Raw genomic sequence first — 20,689 nt, 5'->3', positions numbered from 1 at the left:
GATAATAGCTTATTTATAGACAAAAAAACGCCCAGAACGAATCCGCATTGTTCTGGGCTTAGGGGATGGCTCTAATGAGCCTGCGCTAACTTTAAAAACACCTTCTAAGTTCATTAAGGGAGAAGTAGAAAGTAATATTAAGTGTAGTTAACATATGTAAAAAAAACCAATAAATGATGATTTTTTATACTGCTTATAAAACAACTGTTTGTCTTAAAACGAAGCGCAAAGCTTAAATTTTATACATTGATTGTTGCCAACTTATCCACACCTTATTATTATCACCAGCTGATCAGTTGAGTGTTTTGTACTAAATCTCGAGGTAAGGAGTTTTTAATTTTATTTTTTTGCCATTTTCCAAGCCCTATCGGACAGCCACAAAGGGTTAAAACCACTTCGCCAAGTGCGTTGCTAGGTTCGCTTAAACGAATATCTTTACCTTGAAAGTAGTCATTGGCCTGCTCGTTACTTAGCGCAATTACATTAGCCTTACATTGGCCACCAAATACGGTGGCAAATTCGTGGTTAAGACGCACCCCATTTTTGTGGATCATGCCCAGGTGGATACCAAGTCGCGCGTATTTTATTTTGTTTTCAATGGCGGCAAACTGCTCAGGGAATAGCCACAGTTCTTTATCGCGCTGCATTAGTGAGCCGCTGAGTGATGTCAGGTCAAATTGTTTTTTTAGCTCAGTGTAAAATGCTTGGCTGGATTTTTTGTCAAACGGCTGAAAAGGGAATGCACCTTTTTTTACTTTTTGATTTGGATTATCGCAGCTAGCAAGCTTTTTAAACTTAGCAATAAAAAAGCCTTCGCTGTCGAATGTTTGCGGCCAGACATGCAAATAGCCTTCGCTGGTTGTGGCTCGCTCTGCACCTGCAAACAAATGATCTAATGGTTGTATTTCAAGATGTTCTGTAAACTCAGTGAGAAGATATTCGCACACTTGCTGATTTTCGAGCGGGGTTAAAGTACAGGTTGAATAGACTAATGTACCGCCTGGTTTTAATGCATAGAAAGCGCTTTTTATTAAGTTTTTTTGCACTTTGGCAATATCAATGTTTGACTCAATCGACCAATTCTTTAAGGCATCAGCATCTTTTCGAACCGTACCTTCGCCAGAGCATGGGGCATCGAGTAAAATACTGTCAAAGCATTCATACATATAATCGCCAAAAATAGCCCCATCAAAATGCGACAATGCACAATTGCCAACTCCCATACGCTTTAATGTTGCGCTGAGTACTTTTAAACGAGATGACGACAATTCATTGGCAACCAATACCCCGTGATTATTCATTAATGCTGCTAATTGTGAAGTTTTAGAGCCAGGAGCGGATGCCATGTCGAGCACATGAGTTGCATCAGTTAATGCGTCTTTGAGTGCTATTGGTGGCAGCATCGAACTGGCTTCTTGTACATACATAGCGCCACTTAAATGTAGATCCGTGTTACCCAGTGCCAGAGCTTGCTCTTCATGTTCACTGCGCTCTAACCAAAAACCTTCGCTACACCATGGGATTGGGCTTAATGTCCAGCCTCTATCAAGGGCATACTGCTGAAAATCCTCAACCGACATTTTAAGCGTATTGACACGTACAGATTTACGAAGCGGTCTGCGACAGGCATTGAGAAAGTCATCCAATGTTAGGTGTGCAGGTAAATAGGTCTTTACGTCATCTATAAAATGCTGGGGAATATAGGTATTGGCGTCCAAGGTCGTGCTCACAGAGAATTTTAAAGTTGTATTCTAGCATTATTAGTGGCTCAGAGCAGTGCCTTAAATAATCTTTTAAAGTATGCAAACCTGTCGACACTTGGTGCATAAATGTGTGTTTTAAGTGTTTTTAAACATTATTTATTATACTTATGTCGACAATAGCCGTTTTAAAACGCAGTTTTTACTGATTTAGGGTTGACACATTTACAGCTAAAGACCATAGTGTATCCGTAAATTGTCGACAATCTTAGAAAGGTGAACAATGACGCAAGATGCTTTTAGTGAAACACCTATTACTACCGCCTCAGATCAGGTATTTGTGGATATGCGTCGAGAAATTGTCGAAGGCAGTATTGTTCAAGGTAGCAAGATATCCGAGCCAGAACTGGCAAAGCGTTATGGTGTAAGCCGTGCAACGCTTCGTGAAGCGCTTAACCGCCTTGAAAGTTGTTATTTAGTTGAGCGTAAAGCGAATGTGGGTTGTCGTGTTGTGGCACTTACAGCTGAACGTTTAATAGAAGTATATCAAGTTCGCAGTGCGCTTGAAGGTTTAGCGTGTCGTTTAGCTGCCGACAATATGGCACCCGATGAAGTACAAAGTTTAAAGCAATTACTTAATCAGCATCTGAAAACACAACGTGTAAAAGAGGGTGAATCTTACTATCAAGAAGCCGGCGATCTGGATTTTCATTATCGCATTATTAAAGGCAGTAAAAACGACCACCTTATTCACTTATTGAGTAACGGACTTTATCAGTTAATTCGCATGTATCGTGTGCAAATGGGTATGGTTGGGCCTCGCGTATCAAAAGCGTTTGATGAGCACTTAGCCATTATTAATGCGATTGAAAACCATGATGGGGAATTAGCTGAGTTATTGATGAAGCGCCATATCAGTGCATCGCAAGCCAATATACAAACGAAGTTTAATTTACATGCCGCGCAAAATGAGCGCGCGGAGCAGTAAAAACGTCATATTAAACCATTAAAAAATATAAGTTGTCATAAAGCAACCCCGTTCAAAGTTAGGAGAATGTAATGTCAGCAGGATTAAAATTTAAACAGGCGATTGCCAATAATCATCCATTACAAGTCGTCGGCACAATCAACGCTTACACGGCGATGATGGCTGAAAAAATGGGTCATCAAGCAATTTACCTTTCAGGTGCAGGTGTCGCGAATGCTTCATTTGGTATGCCTGATTTGGGGATGACCAGTCTTGATAATGTTTTGGAAGATATTCGCCGCATCACAGGTGCCAGCGATTTACCATTACTTGTTGATGCCGATACTGGTTGGGGTGGAGCATTTAATATTGCTCGCACAGTCAAAGAGATGACCAAAGCTGGCGCGGCGGGGTTTCATATTGAAGACCAAGTAGCGCAAAAGCGGTGCGGCCATCGCCCGAACAAAGAAATTGTCTCGCAAAGCGAGATGGTTGACCGTATTAAAGCAGCTGTTGATGCTAAAACTGACAGTGACTTTTACATTATGGCGCGTACTGATGCGTTTCAAAAAGAAGGCTTAAATGCCGCGATTGAACGTGCAGCAGCCTGTGTTGAAGCCGGCGCCGATGCGATTTTTGCAGAAGCCGTACACGATCTTGCCGACTATCAAGCCTTTACCAAAGCGATTAATGTGCCTATTTTGGCCAACATTACTGAGTTTGGCCAAACGCCAATTTATACTAAAGAGCAACTAAGTGATGTAGGCGTAGAAATGGTGCTTTACCCACTCAGCGCGTTCAGAGCAATGAATAAAGCGGCACTTAACGTCTATTCAGCAATTTTAAATGAAGGGTCTCAACAGAGCCAAATTGAAAATATGCAAACACGTGCTGAGCTTTATGACTTTTTAGATTATCACTCGTATGAAAATACACTCGATAACCTTTTTTCAGCAAAATCTGATAAATAATAATAAATTCAACAGGAGACACATCATGGTAGATAAAGCATTAGGCGGCGCAGGACTTCGCGGACAAGTAGCAGGCCAAACAGCACTTTGTACAGTAGGGCAAACCGGTTCAGGCTTAACGTATTGTGGTTACGACATTGCAGAGCTTGCTGAAAAAGCGCAGTTTGAAGAAGTATCTTTCCTGCTTTCGCGCGGTGAATTACCGACCTCTGCAGAGCTTAGCGAATACAAAGCTAAACTAAAAAGTTTACGTGGTTTACCACCGGCACTGAAAACTGTACTTGAAAACATTCCAAAAGACGCGCACCCAATGGATGTTATGCGTACAGGTTGCTCTATGCTAGGTAACCTTGAAATGGAGCATGACTTTAGTCAGGCTAATGATGCCATTGACCGTATGGTTGCGGTATTCCCAAGCATTATTTGTTACTGGTATCGTTTTACTCACGACGGTGTGCGTATTGAAACACAAACTGATGATGACTCAGTTGGCGCGCATTTTTTAACGCTACTACATGATAAAGCGCCATCAGAGTTATTTGCTCAAGTGATGAATGTATCGCTGATTTTATATGCAGAGCATGAATTTAATGCCTCAACCTTTACTGGTCGCGTTTGTGCATCGACATTATCTGACATTCACTCTTGTGTAACAGGTGCCATTGGCACGTTACGTGGTCCATTACATGGCGGCGCGAATGAAGCGGCAATGGATATGATTGAAGGCTTTAAAGATGCAGACCATGCAGAGCAAGAAATCATGGGCATGCTGGAGCGTAAAGATAAAATTATGGGCTTTGGTCACGCAATCTATCGCGAATCAGATCCACGTAATGTGATCATTAAAAAGTGGTCTGAAAAACTCGCTGCAGAGCTAGGCGACGAGGTACTTTATCCAGTATCAGTGCGCTGTGAAGAAATTATGTGGCGTGAGAAGAAGTTATTTTGTAACGCAGACTTTTTCCATGCATCGGCGTATCACTTTATGGGCATTCCAACTAAGTTATTCACCCCTATTTTTGTTATGAGCCGTGTAACAGGCTGGACCGCACACGTAAAAGAGCAACGCGCTAATAACCGTATTATTCGTCCAAGTGCAGATTACACTGGGCCAGAAGCGCGTAGTTATACGCCAATCGAATCACGTTAAGACTATTAAAGGTGGGCGAAAATACGCTCACCTTTTATTTTTTGCACATTGCCACTAGCGCATAGTTTTTAAGGCCTCTTTTTTCATACATCCCTTAAACACGCTATACGTGTGCGACCACCGTCACCAAATTAGCGAGTCTTGTAATGACTATCATAAACAATACTAAATACAGAAAACCCTTACCTAACTCTAATGTCGATTATTTTGACACCCAAGCTGCAATTGATGAAATTAAGGCTGGTGCGTACGCAGCCTTACCCTATACATCACGTGTTTTAGCAGAGAATTTAGTACGCCGCTGTGAGCCGCAAATGCTAACCGCAGCACTGTCGCAGCTTATCGAACGCAAACAAGATTTAGATTTCCCTTGGTATCCCGCGCGCGTAGTCTGTCACGATATTTTGGGACAAACAGCGCTGGTTGATTTAGCTGGCTTGCGTGATGCCATTGCAGCCAAAGGCGGCGATCCAGCTAAAGTTAACCCAGTAGTACCAACACAGCTGATTGTTGATCACTCATTAGCCGTTGAATACGCAGGGTTTGATCCTGATGCTTTTGAAAAAAACCGCGCTATTGAAGATAGACGTAACGATGACCGTTTCCACTTTATTAATTGGACTAAAACTGCGTTTAAAAATATTGATGTGATCCCTCCGGGTAACGGCATTATGCATCAAATCAACCTTGAGAAAATGTCGCCGGTGATCCAAAGCCGCGATGGGATTGCTTTTCCTGATACCTTAGTCGGTACTGATAGCCACACACCGCATGTTGATGCGTTAGGTGTCATTGCAGTAGGTGTTGGCGGCCTTGAAGCCGAAAGCGTGATGCTTGGCCGCGCCTCTTATATGCGTTTGCCTGATATTATTGGTGTTGAACTCAGTGGCAAACGTCAACCGGGTATTACAGCAACGGATATCGTGCTTGCGATCACTGAGTTTTTACGTGGCCAGCGTGTCGTATCAAGCTATTTAGAGTTTTATGGTGAAGGCGCAGATGCATTGACATTAGGCGATCGCGCTACTATCTCAAATATGACACCAGAATTTGGTGCCACCGCAGCGATGTTTTATATCGACCAGATGACCATTGATTACTTACGCCTAACAGGACGTGAAGAAGAGCAAATTGCCTTAGTTGAAAATTACGCAAAAACTACCGGTCTGTGGAGCGACAGCCTAAAAACAGCGCAGTACGATCGGGTATTAAAATTTGATCTATCAAGCGTTGGCCGCAATATTGCTGGACCGTCAAATCCGCATCGCCGTGTTTCAACCAGTGATTTGGCAGTGCAGGGGATCTCTGGGGTTGTTGAAAATGAAGACGGTTTAATGCCGGACGGTGCCTGTATTATTGCTGCTATCACTAGTTGTACGAATACCAGTAATCCACGTAACGTCATTGCAGCTGGTCTTATTGCGCGTAATGCAAATGCGAAGGGCTTAACTCGCAAGCCATGGGTTAAAACCTCATTAGCACCGGGTTCAAAAACAGTGCAATCGTATCTTGAAGATGCCAAATTACTGTCAGAATTAGAGCAACTTGGTTTTGGTATTGTTGGCTTTGCGTGCACTACCTGCAACGGTATGAGTGGCGCGCTTGATCCCGTTATTCAACAAGAAGTGATTGATCGCGACCTATACGCCACGGCAGTGCTCTCTGGTAATCGTAATTTTGATGGCCGTATTCACCCATACGCTAAGCAAGCATTTTTAGCGTCTCCGCCATTAGTAGTTGCCTATGCCATTGCAGGAACTATTCGTTTTGATATTGAAAAAGACGTACTCGGACAAGACCTGCAGGGCAATGACGTAACCTTAAAAGATATTTGGCCATCAGATGAAGAGATTGATGCAGTGATTAAACAAAGCGTAAAACCTGAGCAGTATAAGAAGGTTTACGAGCCGATGTTTAATTTAACCGTTGATTACGGTGAAGATAACGACCCACTTTACGATTGGCGCCCACAAAGTACTTATATTCGCCGCCCGCCATATTGGGAAGGCGCACTCGCTGGTGAGCGTACCATGAAAGGTATGCGCGCATTAGCGGTACTTGGCGATAACATCACAACTGATCATTTATCACCGTCAAATGCAATTATGGCCAGTAGTGCAGCAGGTGAGTACTTAACGCATATGGGTGTGCCAGAAGAAGACTTTAACTCGTATGCAACGCACCGCGGCGACCATTTAACTGCACAACGTGCAACCTTTGCTAATCCTAAATTACTTAATGAAATGGTGATTGAAAATGGCGAAGTGAAACAAGGCTCATATGCCCGTATTGAGCCTGAGGGCACAGTTACTCGGATGTGGGAAGCAATCGAAACCTATATGCAGCGCAAACAACCATTAATTATTGTTGCAGGAGCTGACTATGGCCAAGGTTCTTCTCGTGATTGGGCAGCCAAAGGCGTGCGTTTAGCAGGCGTTGAAGTTATTGCTGCAGAAGGTTTTGAGCGTATACACCGTACTAACTTAATTGGTATGGGGGTATTACCGCTGGAATTTAAAGCGGGCACCACCCGTAAAACGCTTAAGCTAGATGGTAGTGAAAGTTACGATGTAACTGGTGAATTAACACCAGGTGCGAGCGTTAATTTAACGATTACCCGCACTGATGGTGAAGTATTAAATGTGCCAACAAAGTGCCGTATTGATACTCAAGAAGAACTATCCATTTATGCTGCAGGTGGCGTATTACAACGCTTTGCTCAAGACTTTTTAGAAGCCACGCAAAGTGTATAAGGAAAACAGCTATGACATTTAAACCACAAATTAAAGTACCTGCCACCTACATGCGCGGTGGCACTAGTAAAGGGGTATTCTTTAATCTCAGCGATTTACCAGAGGCTGCACAAGTGGCAGGTTCTGTGCGAGATAATTTATTGCTGCGAGTGATTGGTAGCCCAGATCCATATGGCAAACAAACCGATGGTATGGGGGGGGCTACTTCTAGTACCAGTAAAACCGTTATTTTAAGTAAAAGTGAGCAAGCTGATCACGATGTTGATTACTTATTTGGCCAAGTTGCTATTGATAAAGCGTTTGTTGATTGGAGCGGAAACTGCGGCAATTTAACTTCTGCAGTTGGCGCATTTGCAATTAGTAATGGTCTTGTTGATGCTAGCCGTATTCCAGAAAACGGTGTGGCTATAGTGCGAGTTTGGCAAGCTAATATTAAAAAAAGCATTTTAGTGCATGTGCCAATGACCAACGGTGAAGTACAAGAAACGGGTGACTTTGAACTCGACGGGGTGACATTTCCCGCCGCTGAGGTGAAATTAGAGTTCATTGAGCCAGCGGATGGCGATGGAGCGCTATTTCCAACAGGCAATGTGGTCGATGAACTAGCAGTCCCTGAGTTTGGTGTACTTAGAGCCACTATGATCAACGCGGGTATCCCTACTATTTTTGTTAATGCAGCAGATATCGGCTATACCGGCACTGAACTTCAAGATGATATAAATAATGACGAACAAGCATTAGCTAAGCTTGAGTCTATTAGAGCGCATGGAGCAGTAAAAATGGGCTTGATCGCTCATATTAGTGAGGCGGCAGCGCGTCAACATACACCAAAAGTGGCATTTATTAATAAACCAATGAAATATCTAGCTTCAAGCGGTAAAGAAATTCACAGTGATAATATCAACCTACTGGTACGTGCCATGTCGATGGGGAAACTTCATCATGCCATGATGGGGACTGCCGCTGTTGCAATCGGCACCGCAGCTGCGATAGCAGGATCGCTCGTTAATCTTGCAGCTGGTGGCGGTCAGTTGAGCGAAGTTAATTTTGGCCATCCGTCAGGTACATTAACTGTAGGCGCGCAAGCGATACTTCAAAACGGTAAGTGGCAGGTAACCAAGGCCAGTATGAGTCGCAGTGCTCGTGTGCTAATGGAAGGCGTTGTCCGAGTACCTGAGGCGAATTAATTAATGTAAGAAAACGAAAAGTGACTGCTAAGTTACTTTTCCTCTCTTATTTATGTGAATGAATGTAAATGGATTTGCATTATTTTATATCTTTCGGTTAACATTTCATCTCTTATCTGTTCCCCAATCAATTAAAAAACAAATGAAAAATAATTAAGAACTTGTTTTTAAATGTTTTTATTTTTTATTTTCTTACTGGATATATAAATTCTTTGAGCCTGTCAGTTGATTATTTACAGGTGTAATTAAAATTACATTTTTCCATAAATTGTCATATATTGGTGGTAAGTTGATAACATGTAATAACAAAGTAGCTTATTGCGTTAACTTGATACGGTTTGATACATAATTTTAACTTAAATGACTGTTGATATTAATATAGGCTACGATTTCAGTAATGCTATTTGCTAACAAGCACTCTAGGAGATTTTCATGGCGAAAAGAATAATTAAATTTACCCCAATTGCAGCCTCGGTTGCATTGACTCTCGGCCTAACTGGTTGTGGTTCAGATAATGATAATAACTATAACAAGCCTGACCCAGTTACAGTATATAAAGGCGAAGTCAGCACTAATTTTAATACCCAAGTATCTGGGAAAGCGGTAAAAGGTTCGTTAAAAAATGCTGTAGTGACAGTATCTACAGTCGATGACTCGGGTGAACCTGTTCCCGTTGCGTATCGTTTAGAGGCTGCGTCTGATGCAAGCTATACTGCAGAATCGACGACTTCTCAAGCTGATGCTGATGCCAAAGCACAGGCAATGGTTGCGGCAGCTAATCCAACTGAGACAATGACATCAATCACGGGTGCATATAATATTTACCTTGAAGACGGCTTTACGGGAGCACTTTATATTACGGTGAGTACGTCGAAAGAAGATGATAACAGTATGGTTAAATGTGATTCATTTACTGGTTGTGGCAGCTATGATGAAGCCCCAGCAGCATCTGAAGACGCTGGGATGATAAATAATGGTGATACTGCGATTGATTTTGGCGAATGGTACAAAGACGATCTTGAACTACAGGTTGTTAAGTTTATTAAAGCGCCAGTAGCGCCTGCAAGTGCTCGTGGTATTAATTTTGCGGAAGGTGATGGGAGTGGTGCACAGCAGTACTTTGCTAATGTGACTCTTTATACAAGTATTGCAGCAAAAATATTGTTAGATGGCGCTAAAGATGGTTCAACAGTCTCCGATGAAGCAGTTGCAGCGGCAAGTTTAAAAACATTAATTCAAATATTAGGCCCTGATACCGCAATTAAAGCAGCTTCTTTACTTGGTGATATTTCTCTTGGTGGTGCGGTTGACTTCAGTGATATTGGCGAAGGTGATTCACTGGATGCAGGTACTTTGGCATTAGTTCAAACTGCCGTTTCATTGCAGTCTGTTGCTGGGGCGGGTGCCAATGGCTCATTAAAAGACCTGATTGCAAGTTTGTCTGCCGCGGTTAAAGAAGGCAAAGTAAGCAACAGTGACAATGAAATTGTCCAAAAGATTGCAGCTGAACTACAAAAAGCCGTTGAGAATACTAGCCTTATTTTTGCCGCAGTAGTAACAGGTGAAGGCATTGATGAAGCATTTACTAAAGTTGCTGAAAACTTAGGTATTACCGATCCTGATGAGATTGCAAAACTCAAAGATAAAGCCACTAAAGCTGTTGAAGATGTGCAAGCAAAAGCAAAAGAAAAAGGCTTAGATAAAGATTTAAATGAAACCGCAAAAGAAGTAAAAAAAGCATTAGAGAAGATTGGCTGTGAAGATAACTGTGATGCTGGTGATGACTTTGTAGCTAAAGTAGCTGCAGAATTAGAATCACAAATAACAACTATCACTAGCGCATTAGCAACTGCTACAACTTCCGTTTCTAAGGGCGTGACTGAACTCAATACAGTTAAAGAATTGGGGGATGCAGGTTTAGATACAACGGATAAAGTACTCGCTTATAGTTCAGCAGTATTCACTTTATCGGGTAATAAAGTAGCGTATAGCCAGTTGCAAGTAGAGCTTTCTGCTGCGCTTAATTCAGCCACTTCAATTGCCAGCACTGCCGCAGGTTTAGGGGATGAATATCAGCAACTAACAGATAAATCAGATGTGTTAGTCAATGCCATAACAGCACAACTTTCTGCCGTTGTTACGTTAATTAAAGGTATTGCAGAAGAAGAAGCACGTTCTAATGAGGCTGTAGCAGCATTTGAATTAGCACTAGATGTTGCCAAAAATAATGCTAGTGTTGCCAATGCCTCACTAGGTTCAGCTGATTCAGCTGCAATGGTTGCTCAAGCCGATTTATCGACGGCTATGATGGCTGTTGATGCAGCAATGCTTGATACAAAAGAAAATGCTGTAGCTGCTCTTGCATCAGCACAATCTGCAATTATCCAGGCTATGGCTCTTAGTACTAAAGCAGATGAACTTGCCAGTGCTGCTGACCAAGCTGAAACTGCTGCTGCATCGTTAGCGGCGATTGCTTCCGAAGAAATTGATAAAACAATGGCCGCTGAATTATCAGCAGCTGCAAAATTAAGTACTGCGTTTGCAACTGAACTTGCAGATAAAGCCGCTACTGCTCTTACAACAGCTACAACTCTTGAAACAAATGCTAAATCCACAATTGCTAAGTTTGAGCTGTTAGTTAAGGTAAAAGCAGGAACAGAACAAGCGCGTAGTGCTACGCTTATAACTAAAACTGGTGGCCAAGCTTTATTTGATATTTCAGAAGTAATCTACGACGTATTGACTGAAGCATGGGATTATGGCGATGAAGGAGTTGATGTGGTTTCAACTCGCTATCCAGCTTGGACTTATAGTTTTGATAAAGATGATTTAGAGCTGGATCTTATGAATACAGTAACAGGCGAAAAGGTTACTGTGAATGGCTCCATCAACAACAAAGCACTTATTTTTGCTTTTGGTGGTATGATAAAAAGCGAAGATGGTGCGGTTATTAAAATCGAAACACTAGCTAACATGAGTGATGCTTTAGAAGATTGTGTTGATGCTTACTATGGCGTAATCTCAACAGAGCAATCTGACTCATGTTTAGCAATTGACTTTGAGGAAGAAGTTAACTCAGATACGGCGATTGATGGAACTGTATTGGCTGTAAATGGTTGGAGCAGAGTCGAAATAATTGATGGTGATTCTGGTTTTGTGGGGACACTTTCATTAGCAGGAACCGACTCTTCTAGTATAGCTGCAATTACGGCTTCAGGATTAACTTCAGGCCTTAACTTTACCGCAACTATTTCTATTGATGGTAACTATCAAGAAGACCTTTACGGATTAGAAATTCAATTACATAATGGGTTTGGTTACGAGTTGTTCATTGGCGCTCGAGATGGTGAAGATTTCTCTGGGTCTGTTAATGCCAATTTCAATAATATGATTACGGAATTCGGACAGGTTACAGAAATAACAAATGGTATATCTGTTAAATATTATGATGGCGAAGTCATCGATTACACAGATATTACTTTCTTAGATTCGTCTAAGTAAAAGTAACTTTAAGAGGGAGAGTACTCTCCCTCTTAGCTAAAATAATAACAAGTGAAATAAGTATGAAAAAAAAAATTCTCACGTTAGGATTTTCCGCTTTTTTAATTACCCCTATTAGTTACGCTGCAGAGCAGTTTCAAGTCTTTACCACATTCGATTCAGAAGTGTACACAGAGACCCAACCAGTTAAAGCATTTATAGATGATTTTGATGCTCCATTAACATCCGGTGATAGCGCCTTTACTTATAATGTTTTTGAGTTTGGTGTTGGCTATGGAAATTTTAAAGTCGGTTATCAAAGCCGCTTTGATTATGTTTTAAGCTTTGATGCGGATACCGCGCGTTATTTGCATACTGAAAAAAATGACCTGCCTTTTGAAGATAGAAATTATGTTTATTACCTAGACGGTAAGCAATCAACCACCAATGGGTTGTTTGTTTCATATGATTTCAAATTTTTAGACTCTGACGCATTAACAATAACGCCTAAATTAACGGTTTTTGCTAGTACGCATTTTCAAGATCTGAAAGTCGAAGGCACAGTCTATAGTGATGAGATCCAAGGCGCATTAACAGTCGACTCTTATTTTTCGAAAGATATTTTATTTAAGCGATTTACTCCAGATGAGAACCCATCCGGCTTAGGGTACAGCGTTGATTTAGCGGTTAATTGGAAAATAAACCATGATTTAAGCGTTGGGCTACTTGCACAAGACTTACTGTATGAAACTGAGTATGAAAAAAGCGGTTTTGCAAATGGTTATACAACAGAGGTCCCGTTTACTGAAAACGATGATGGGGATATTGTCACTGAGCCAACAGTACGCTTAGCAACGTCTGAGTATGGCAACGAAGTCACGCATAAATTTGATATGCCGGTGCGTATCAAAGTTTATGCAGATTATCGCATTAACGATTTGTTTTCTACTGAGCTGATGGTTAAACAATTTGATCAAGATACGTTTTCTCAATTAAAAGCACGCATGCACTTTTGGGATCATTGGGCAGTAATTGGTGGTTATGAAATAAAAAGTGAAGCATTTTTGCTTGGTATCGAGAACGATTATTTTGGTTTCAATATACAGACTGATAATCTCGATATTGATAAAGCGTATTATGCCAATGTAAATTGGTACCTGAAGTTAGCGTTTTAAGGACTTGTGATGTTTAAAAAACTTATATCAGTTAGTTTACTTATGTCATTAGTTGGTTGTGGTGGCTCATCAGATAATGGCACAGCAGACACTTTACCGGCCATGCTGGAAACGTCTTCTACGGTAAGCTTTTATATTGCTCCTTGGCAATCCACTGCGGGTACATTAACGATCATAAATGATAACACGGGCTCTATAGAAAATATTGACGTTGCAGATATTAACGATGTTACTTTATCAGCCACAACTTTAAATTTTCATCATGTTGAATTTACCTCAAATGCAACGACGTTAACATGTCCAAGTTTTGCAGGTTGTGGTCGCACAGTGAGAAATAATCCGAATGATGGGAATGCCAATCGTCGTATTGATTATCAAGAAGTGATGGATATGACATTAAGTTATCGTGCTGATTTTTTTGCAGCTCCGGGCGAAAATAAGGTCTATTTATCACCGATCAGCTCAGTGATTAGCGACAATAACTTAGACATAAGCATAACCACGCAGAGCTTGAGTGCGACACCTTTTTATCACCTTACTCACAGCCAACTAAATGACAACCTTGAAGCTGAGGTACTTACTAATGCACTGACTTTTGGTGTGATCTTAAAAAGAGCTGCGGATATCGAGGCGAGCTTAAATACAGCCAATAATACGGTGGTAGAACAACAGGCCCAGTTAGCAAGTTTGCCACTTTATCGTACTTTTGCAGATCGCTATGTGTCAGAGAATTTACTTAATGAAGATGGTAATCAATTATTGCAATCCGTCGTTGGAGAGGTCAAACAACAGCTCATTATGATTGGGAGTGCTAGCAATATTTCGCCACAAGAACGAGATGAAGAGCAATTACACTCTCGTGAGTTACTCGAAGATGTGCGTAATATAATAGGTGTGGCACGCTTACAAGAGCAAACGTACAGTGATGAGCTCAAACAAAAGCTGACTGAATTTGAAACAATATTAGGCGAAGATTCGCAACAAACTATTATCGTTTTAGGGAATGTGCTTTATGACGTGCTCTATAATTTTTCGCCATTAAATAATACCGACGCGGGAGTTTATAATTTACAGGGACTGACAATAAACTACCAACAATCCCCTTATTCTTGGGCTATTAGTGGCCAGTATGATGATCATGACGTACAACTAGATTTGAATATTCCACAATGGCAAGTAAGTGGACTGTTGGGTAATAAAGTCTCCGGTATTATGAGTGCTAAAGTGATAGGCCAAGATACTCAACTAAACGCCGATGTGAGTGATTTAGTGCTGTCGTTTGATGGTACTGACGATCCATTTTCAAATGATCAAAGTGAAACAACCGGGCAGCTGAATATAGAGACAACGGTATCATTAGAAAACGCCAATAGCGGTGTGTTAACAGGTGACATAAAGCTAAACGCCGATCGCTTCGTTACTCCTTTTGAAGAGCTTGTGACAGTGGTATCTGGTTTTGACTTTAAAGGTCAGCTTGTTAGTGAAAATCAAACGACACAGTTTAACTTACAAGCAATCGAAGCAACGCCATTTATAAATGAAGCTACACAGAATCTTGCATTTGCTGTGCAATTGATAACGCCATTAAATGGCGCACCGGATTTTCAGTTTGCTTATGTTGGTCGTTTGAATCGTTTAGCTGATATTACCAATGCAGAGATTGCCTTACGGCTAAAGAATAGAGCACTTGAAATTAACTTACGTACAGTAGGCAATAATATTAATGCTGTGATCCACGGTGCTCAAGGTCGCTGGTTAGATGTTAAGCAAAAAGGTCGCAACTACAGTGGTGGATTATATTTTGGCGATACACAAATCGCAGATGTAACAGCGGTAAGAGGGGTGCCTGGTATATTATTTCCTGATGGGACATTTGAGTCGTTGTTTTAGTAGTATAAAGGCGCTTATTTGCTAATATTTAAGCGCTTTACTATTATCGGCTACACTGTTGCTTATTTTTTTCGATATAGGCTAAAAGTGTTCTTTGCTCTTTCATTTTACTTATCTCGTTATTGAGATCGGCTAAAATTTCCTGCCACTGTGGATTTGCTTTACTTACCATGTAATACAATGGTTTGTAAGCGAGAGCAGGGGATAATGGAACCAGAGCGTTTTTCATTTGTTGCTTTTCTTTTGCTGAAGCGACAGATTTTTCAATACTGGCAATTAACACATCATAATCGGCTACAATCAGGTTGACTCTCAGGCTCATTAGTAAATGAATTAGCTGATACTCATTATTGGCAATAATGGTATTAATTTTTTTTGAATCAATCAGCTCATCGAGTTCAGGGGTGTTTTTATATGATCGGACCACACCAATAATTTGATCTTTTATTGACTCTAAACTGCCGTTATAGTTTGAGTTATTACCTCTGAGTGCGATCAGTGACAAATTACCACCAGGAACTGCTGAGGATAAAGCCAGTAAATCATTGCGTGTTTTACTCGGCCTATTATCTGACATAATGGCATCATCAATAAAATACTCGGGAAATAAAATATCCGCTTTTCCTAACTCGGCTGCTCTAACCGCTCTCGCCCATGGAAAAAATTCAATATGCACACCATAGCCTTTTTGCAGCAACAGTTTAACGGTTAATTGAAACAGCCAGCCATTGTTGCACAATGATTCATCGATATAAGGAGCCCAATTTAACGTGACTAGTTTTAAAAGCCTTTTGCCACCAATGTTATAGGCATAACCATATTCATATCGTACTGCTGGCGCAATGATTGTTTGCTTACCCACTTGGTAACTAACAGGGGTCATAGTTGCCTGTGTGAACCCGCAAAATAACAATAAAAAGACTAAGTACTTTTTCATTTATTTGATAAGTTTTCGTAATTATTACTAAAGCTTAGTCGCATATATGCATTTAACAACTTAAAAAGACGATAACTAAAATGCATTGGCAATGTTTATCGTTGCAGCCGTTTGAAAAGGAACGGGTAAATGATGGCATGTTTTTTATGTGTTTTTATTGGCAAGGTAAGGAGTAACAGCAGCTATCAGCGCCTACACAAAAGTTACTTGGCTTGCTTAAAAATACGTTAGATGCAAGAATAAAGACGATAATTTATTCATTCTACATAAGGAACAATGTTTTGCGTTTAACGCCGCCCTAAGTTATTCCTCCTCTAAATCACCGCTGCGTGATACCTATATACCAAACATTGGTAGGCATTTATGTGCCGTTTTAATAAATAAAAAAACATTAATGAAAATGCGGTTGTCATCGTTTAGTAAAGCATTGTCGGTGTTTTATTGACTGCTGTATGCGCGTTAATGTTAACTACATGACAAGGTTTTTTATGTTAGAAAAAATAAAACGAGATTGGCTTTTTAACATCCGAGGGGACTTATTAGCAGGTACTGTGGTGGCGCTTGCGCTAATACCAGAAGCGATTGCTTTTTCTATTATAGCGGGCGTGGATCCTAAAGTCGGTTTGTATGCTTCATTTTGTATTGCCGTGGTTATTTCGATAGTGGGTGGACGACCAGGGATGATTTCTGCTGCTACTGGCGCTATGGCTTTACTGATGGTTACCTTAGTTAAAGAGCATGGTTTAGAATACCTTTTGGCGGCGACATTACTCACCGGTGTGATACAAATTATTGCAGGCTATTTAAAACTGGGGAGTTTAATGCGCTTTGTGTCTCGCTCCGTGGTTACAGGCTTTGTAAATGCGTTGGCAATTCTTATCTTTATGGCACAGCTGCCGGAGCTGACGAATGTAACATGGCATGTCTATGCGATGACGGCTGCGGGTCTTGGGATCATTTATTTATTCCCTTACTTACCGGTGATAGGCAGAACAATTCCATCACCACTAGTGTGTATCGTGGTTTTAACTTTGGTTGCAATGTTGGTAGGACTTGAGATTCGAACTGTTGGCGATATGGGCCAGTTACCAGATACCTTACCAATATTTTTATGGCCTGATGTGCCTTTCAACCTCGACACACTGCTAATAATTCTTCCTTATTCATTTGGCCTTGCTGTCGTTGGTTTATTGGAGTCGATGATGACAGCGACAATTGTTGACGACTTAACCGATACCGCTAGTGATAAAAATCGTGAATGTAAAGGTCAAGGGATCGCGAACATAGGTTCAGGTTTAATGGGAGGAATGGCCGGCTGTGCGATGATTGGCCAGTCGATCATTAATGTAAAATCAGGGGGCCGTGGCCGCTTATCAAGTTTTACCGCGGGTACTTTTCTGCTGCTTATGGTGGTGTTTTTAGATGAATGGCTAAAGCAAATCCCAATGGCGGCATTGGTTGCCGTGATGATAATGGTGTCGATTGGCACCTTTTCTTGGAGTTCACTGCGAGATTTAAAGAAAAACCCATTATCAAGTAACATCGTAATGGTTGCCACGGTCGTTGTTGTTGTCGCAACGCATAACTTGGCCATGGGAGTATTGGTCGGTGTGCTATTGGCGACACTATTCTTCGCCAATAAAATTGGTCGTTTTATGGTTGTAAAGCCAGCGCAATCATCTGCTAATGAACGAGTATATCAGGTTGTTGGACAGGTGTTTTTTGCATCCTCAGAGCAGTTTCTTGAGTCGTTTGACTTTAAAGAGGTCGTTGCTAAAGTAGTGATTGACTTAACCCATTCGCATTTTTGGGATATTACGGCAGTGTCGTCGCTTGATAAAGTTGTGATTAAATTTAGACGCGAAGGTGCAGAGGTCGAGATTATTGGTATGAGCGACGCGACAGCAACGATTGTTGACAAATTTGGCGTTCACAATGACCCTGAAGAAGTTGAAAAACTCATGGCAGGCCATTAAGGAGAACACAATGAATAAAATTATTACTTGTATAGATGGCTCAGTTTACACAGATGATGTGTGTAAGGCGGGGATTTGGGCGGCCAAGAAACTTAATAAATCGATGCTATTTTTGCATGCCATAGAAAAACAAAACGCTGCTGTGATTGACGACTTAAGTGGCATAATTGGTTTTGGTGCAACTACATCATTATTATCAGAGATGGCGACACTGGATGAGCAACGCAGTAAATTAGCATTGCAAATAGGCAAAGAAATGTTAGATCACGCGAGTGTATTTGCTAGCCAACAAGGGTGTAAGTCAATTGAAAGTAAGCAGCGCCATAGCGGTATTGTTGAGGCAATTTGCGACCTTGAAGATGCAGCGCGACTGATTGTTATTGGCCGAAGCGGTAAAACTCACGAACAGAATTTTAAAGCTATTGGGTCGCATATTGAGCAGGTTATTCGCCATGTTCATACACCTATTTTAATTGCCAATCGTCACTTTAGTGAGCCGAACAACTTTATGCTTGCTTATGATGGACGAGAAACAGCAGATAAAATGGTTAAACAGATTATTGCTGGTGGCTTGTTGCATCATTTAACGTGTCATTTAGTGACTGTAGAAAATGGCAAACATGATTTGTTGGAAAAATTTAAACGCACCGAAGCGTTGCTTATTGAAAGTGGTTTTGAAGTCAAATCAAGTATTTTAGAAGGTAATATTTTTAGTTCTTTAATGGCATATAAAGCTAAAAATGAAATAGAAATGCTGGTGATGGGGGCCTTTTCGCATTCAAAAATAGCACATGCTTTTTTGGGCAGTAATACCCTAAAAATGATAGAAAACACCCAACTGCCGCTGGTGATTTTGCGTTAATTTTAGGTGAGTCAAAACGCAGTTTAATTATGCTTACACTGCGGTTTGGCTTTACTGATTAAACGATTGCTTTGTCCCAATATGGCGGCGTACCATAGTATCCGTTAATAAAATCAATAAAACACCTGATTTTATGTGGTAGTAATTTTCGGTGGGCATAAACAACATATAAACCAACAGTTCCCGTTGCAAATTGAGGTAAAACTTCGATCAACTTGCCACTATTAATGGCTTCACTGGCGATAAATGTAGGCTGTAATGCTATCCCTGCACCGGCGATAGCACAATCAACTAATACATCCCCATTATTACTTTGAAACTCGCTACTACGTTGCGTGTTTTTTACCCGTAACCACTGATATATTTCGTCTTTAGTATCCATTTCTGTATAGCTATAATGCAAGTATCGGTGGTTTTTTAGATCTTCAGGTTTTTCAGGAGTACCATGTTTTTCAAGGTAGTCAGGTGAGGCACATAAAATTAATCTAATGGGCGCGACCTGCTTGGCAATCAAAGACGAACTTTTGAGTCGACCAATACGCAGTGCTACATCATAACCTTCATCAACAATGTCAACTTTGCGGTCGTTCAGTTGCAAATCAACATTAACAAAAGGGTAATGTGATTGGAACTCAGTCACTAATTTACCCATGTGTTTTAACGCGAACGACACCGGAGCACTTATTCTCAGAGTTCCGGTTGGGTGCTGCTGTAAGCCCCCTAATTGTGAATCCATTTCATCAATGCTTAACAATATCTGTTGCGCATGCTGAAAATAATGAGTGCCAGCTTCTGTGAGGCTCACTTTACGGGTAGTGCGATTAAGTAACCGTACAGCAAGGCGTTCTTCTAGTTTAGAAACGTACTTACTAACCAATTGTGGTGAAAGTTGTAAGGTTGTTGCTGCATTGCTAAAACTACCTTCGATCACCACAGATACAAAGGCCCGCATTGCATCAATTCTATCCATAATTTTTCTCATATTTAAATTGATTAACAACATTCTGTTGTTAATCATTCTTTATTTGTCATCTTACTCCGCCATGACATTGATAGTAAAGTGTACTTATCCCAACAGGGTCTAATTAAAACGTAAATAAATACTTTGCTAAAGAGGAACAAATAATGAAACTAATAAACACGATACTAAAATCAGATGCAGGACTTGCCGCTTTAATACTTCGCGCGCCAATTGGTTTGATTTTAGCTGCACATGGATCACAAAAATTGTTTGCTTGGTTTGGTGGTTATGGTCTGGAAGGAACAGGTCAATGGATGGCGAGTATCGGTATTACTCCAGGTTATTTAATGGCATTACTCGCAGGCAGTGCTGAATTTTTTGGCGGTTTAGCATTATTACTTGGGTTATTGACGCGTCCTGCTGCACTTATTTCAGCATTTACCATGCTAGTGGCTATTTTTTCAGTACATATAGACAATGGCTTGTTTATGGCAAATAACGGCTACGAATATGCACTGACACTGTTTGTAGTACTGATTGCGCTAACATTACAAGGTGGTGGTCGTTTTAGTATTGATAACTTTATAGCGAATAAATTAACGTCTAGGCAGTTACAGTCCAAGCATGTTTAATCACTATTATGAAATGACGTGGATTACGGATAAATCCGCGTCTTAGCT

At 40.9% G+C, this 20,689-nt stretch carries 14 protein-coding genes; 11 read left to right on the top strand and 3 right to left on the bottom strand.

Annotated features, from left to right (window positions below):
* Positions 1-281: 281 nt before the first annotated feature.
* Positions 282-1,718 carry a 16S rRNA (cytosine(1407)-C(5))-methyltransferase RsmF gene (gene rsmF, locus FW757_RS12245; RefSeq protein WP_182718766.1) on the bottom strand — a complete coding sequence of 479 codons (1,437 nt, stop codon included), beginning with the start codon at positions 1,716-1,718 and terminating at the stop codon, positions 282-284.
* A 265-nt stretch (positions 1,719-1,983) separates the two neighbouring features.
* On the opposite strand from rsmF, the gene FW757_RS12240 reads away from it, so the two are divergent.
* From FW757_RS12240 to FW757_RS12205, 8 genes are all read left to right on the top strand, one after another.
* Positions 1,984-2,688 carry a GntR family transcriptional regulator gene (locus FW757_RS12240; protein WP_145233596.1) on the top strand — a complete coding sequence of 235 codons (705 nt, stop codon included), beginning with the start codon at positions 1,984-1,986 and terminating at the stop codon, positions 2,686-2,688.
* Between the two features lie 71 nt (positions 2,689-2,759).
* The gene (gene prpB / locus FW757_RS12235) at positions 2,760-3,638 is read left to right on the top strand and encodes a methylisocitrate lyase (protein ID WP_145233598.1); all 879 of its coding nucleotides are present in this window, start codon (positions 2,760-2,762) and stop codon (positions 3,636-3,638) included.
* A gap of 25 nt (positions 3,639-3,663) precedes the next feature.
* Positions 3,664-4,788, top strand: coding sequence for a bifunctional 2-methylcitrate synthase/citrate synthase (prpC, locus tag FW757_RS12230; protein ID WP_145233600.1), 1,125 nt, complete (start codon positions 3,664-3,666; stop codon positions 4,786-4,788).
* 146 nt (positions 4,789-4,934) lie between these two features.
* Positions 4,935-7,541, top strand: coding sequence for a Fe/S-dependent 2-methylisocitrate dehydratase AcnD (gene acnD / locus FW757_RS12225; RefSeq protein ID WP_182718740.1), 2,607 nt, complete (start codon positions 4,935-4,937; stop codon positions 7,539-7,541).
* 11 nt (positions 7,542-7,552) lie between these two features.
* Positions 7,553-8,728: a 2-methylaconitate cis-trans isomerase PrpF gene (prpF, locus tag FW757_RS12220; RefSeq protein WP_446441261.1), complete on the top strand. Its 1,176-nt coding sequence runs from the start codon at positions 7,553-7,555 to the stop codon at positions 8,726-8,728.
* A gap of 432 nt (positions 8,729-9,160) precedes the next feature.
* Complete coding sequence (locus FW757_RS12215) at positions 9,161-12,229, top strand: hypothetical protein (protein ID WP_446441260.1); 3,069 nt, start codon at positions 9,161-9,163, stop codon at positions 12,227-12,229.
* Positions 12,230-12,291: 62 nt separating this feature from the next.
* Positions 12,292-13,383, top strand: a complete 1,092-nt coding sequence (locus FW757_RS12210; RefSeq protein ID WP_182739757.1) for a hypothetical protein — start codon at positions 12,292-12,294, stop codon at positions 13,381-13,383.
* Positions 13,384-13,392: 9 nt separating this feature from the next.
* Complete coding sequence (locus FW757_RS12205; RefSeq protein WP_446441259.1) at positions 13,393-15,273, top strand: hypothetical protein; 1,881 nt, start codon at positions 13,393-13,395, stop codon at positions 15,271-15,273.
* A 43-nt stretch (positions 15,274-15,316) separates the two neighbouring features.
* On the opposite strand, the gene FW757_RS12200 is transcribed toward FW757_RS12205, so the two are convergent.
* Positions 15,317-16,156 carry a substrate-binding periplasmic protein gene (locus FW757_RS12200; protein WP_259398518.1) on the bottom strand — a complete coding sequence of 280 codons (840 nt, stop codon included), beginning with the start codon at positions 16,154-16,156 and terminating at the stop codon, positions 15,317-15,319.
* A gap of 542 nt (positions 16,157-16,698) precedes the next feature.
* Between FW757_RS12200 and FW757_RS12195 the strand changes: the two genes are divergently transcribed.
* Together FW757_RS12195 and FW757_RS12190 are read left to right on the top strand one after the other, a co-directional pair.
* A complete protein-coding gene (locus FW757_RS12195) occupies positions 16,699-18,186 on the top strand; it encodes a SulP family inorganic anion transporter (protein WP_182718745.1) in 1,488 nt (495 codons plus the stop codon).
* A gap of 10 nt (positions 18,187-18,196) precedes the next feature.
* A complete protein-coding gene (locus FW757_RS12190) occupies positions 18,197-19,048 on the top strand; it encodes a universal stress protein (RefSeq protein WP_182760819.1) in 852 nt (283 codons plus the stop codon).
* Positions 19,049-19,106: 58 nt separating this feature from the next.
* Here the strand turns inward: FW757_RS12190 and FW757_RS12185 are convergent, their stop codons facing one another.
* Positions 19,107-20,018, bottom strand: coding sequence for a LysR family transcriptional regulator (locus FW757_RS12185; protein ID WP_182784965.1), 912 nt, complete (start codon positions 20,016-20,018; stop codon positions 19,107-19,109).
* Between the two features lie 155 nt (positions 20,019-20,173).
* Here FW757_RS12185 and FW757_RS12180 point away from each other — a divergent pair, with 155 nt between their 5' ends.
* Positions 20,174-20,641: a DoxX family protein gene (locus FW757_RS12180; protein WP_145233063.1), complete on the top strand. Its 468-nt coding sequence runs from the start codon at positions 20,174-20,176 to the stop codon at positions 20,639-20,641.
* The last annotated feature ends 48 nt before the right edge of the window (positions 20,642-20,689 follow it).

The sequence above is a fragment of the Pseudoalteromonas sp. 1181_04 genome (genome assembly GCF_052850545.1).
This window is presented reverse-complemented; position numbering and strand designations above follow the sequence as displayed.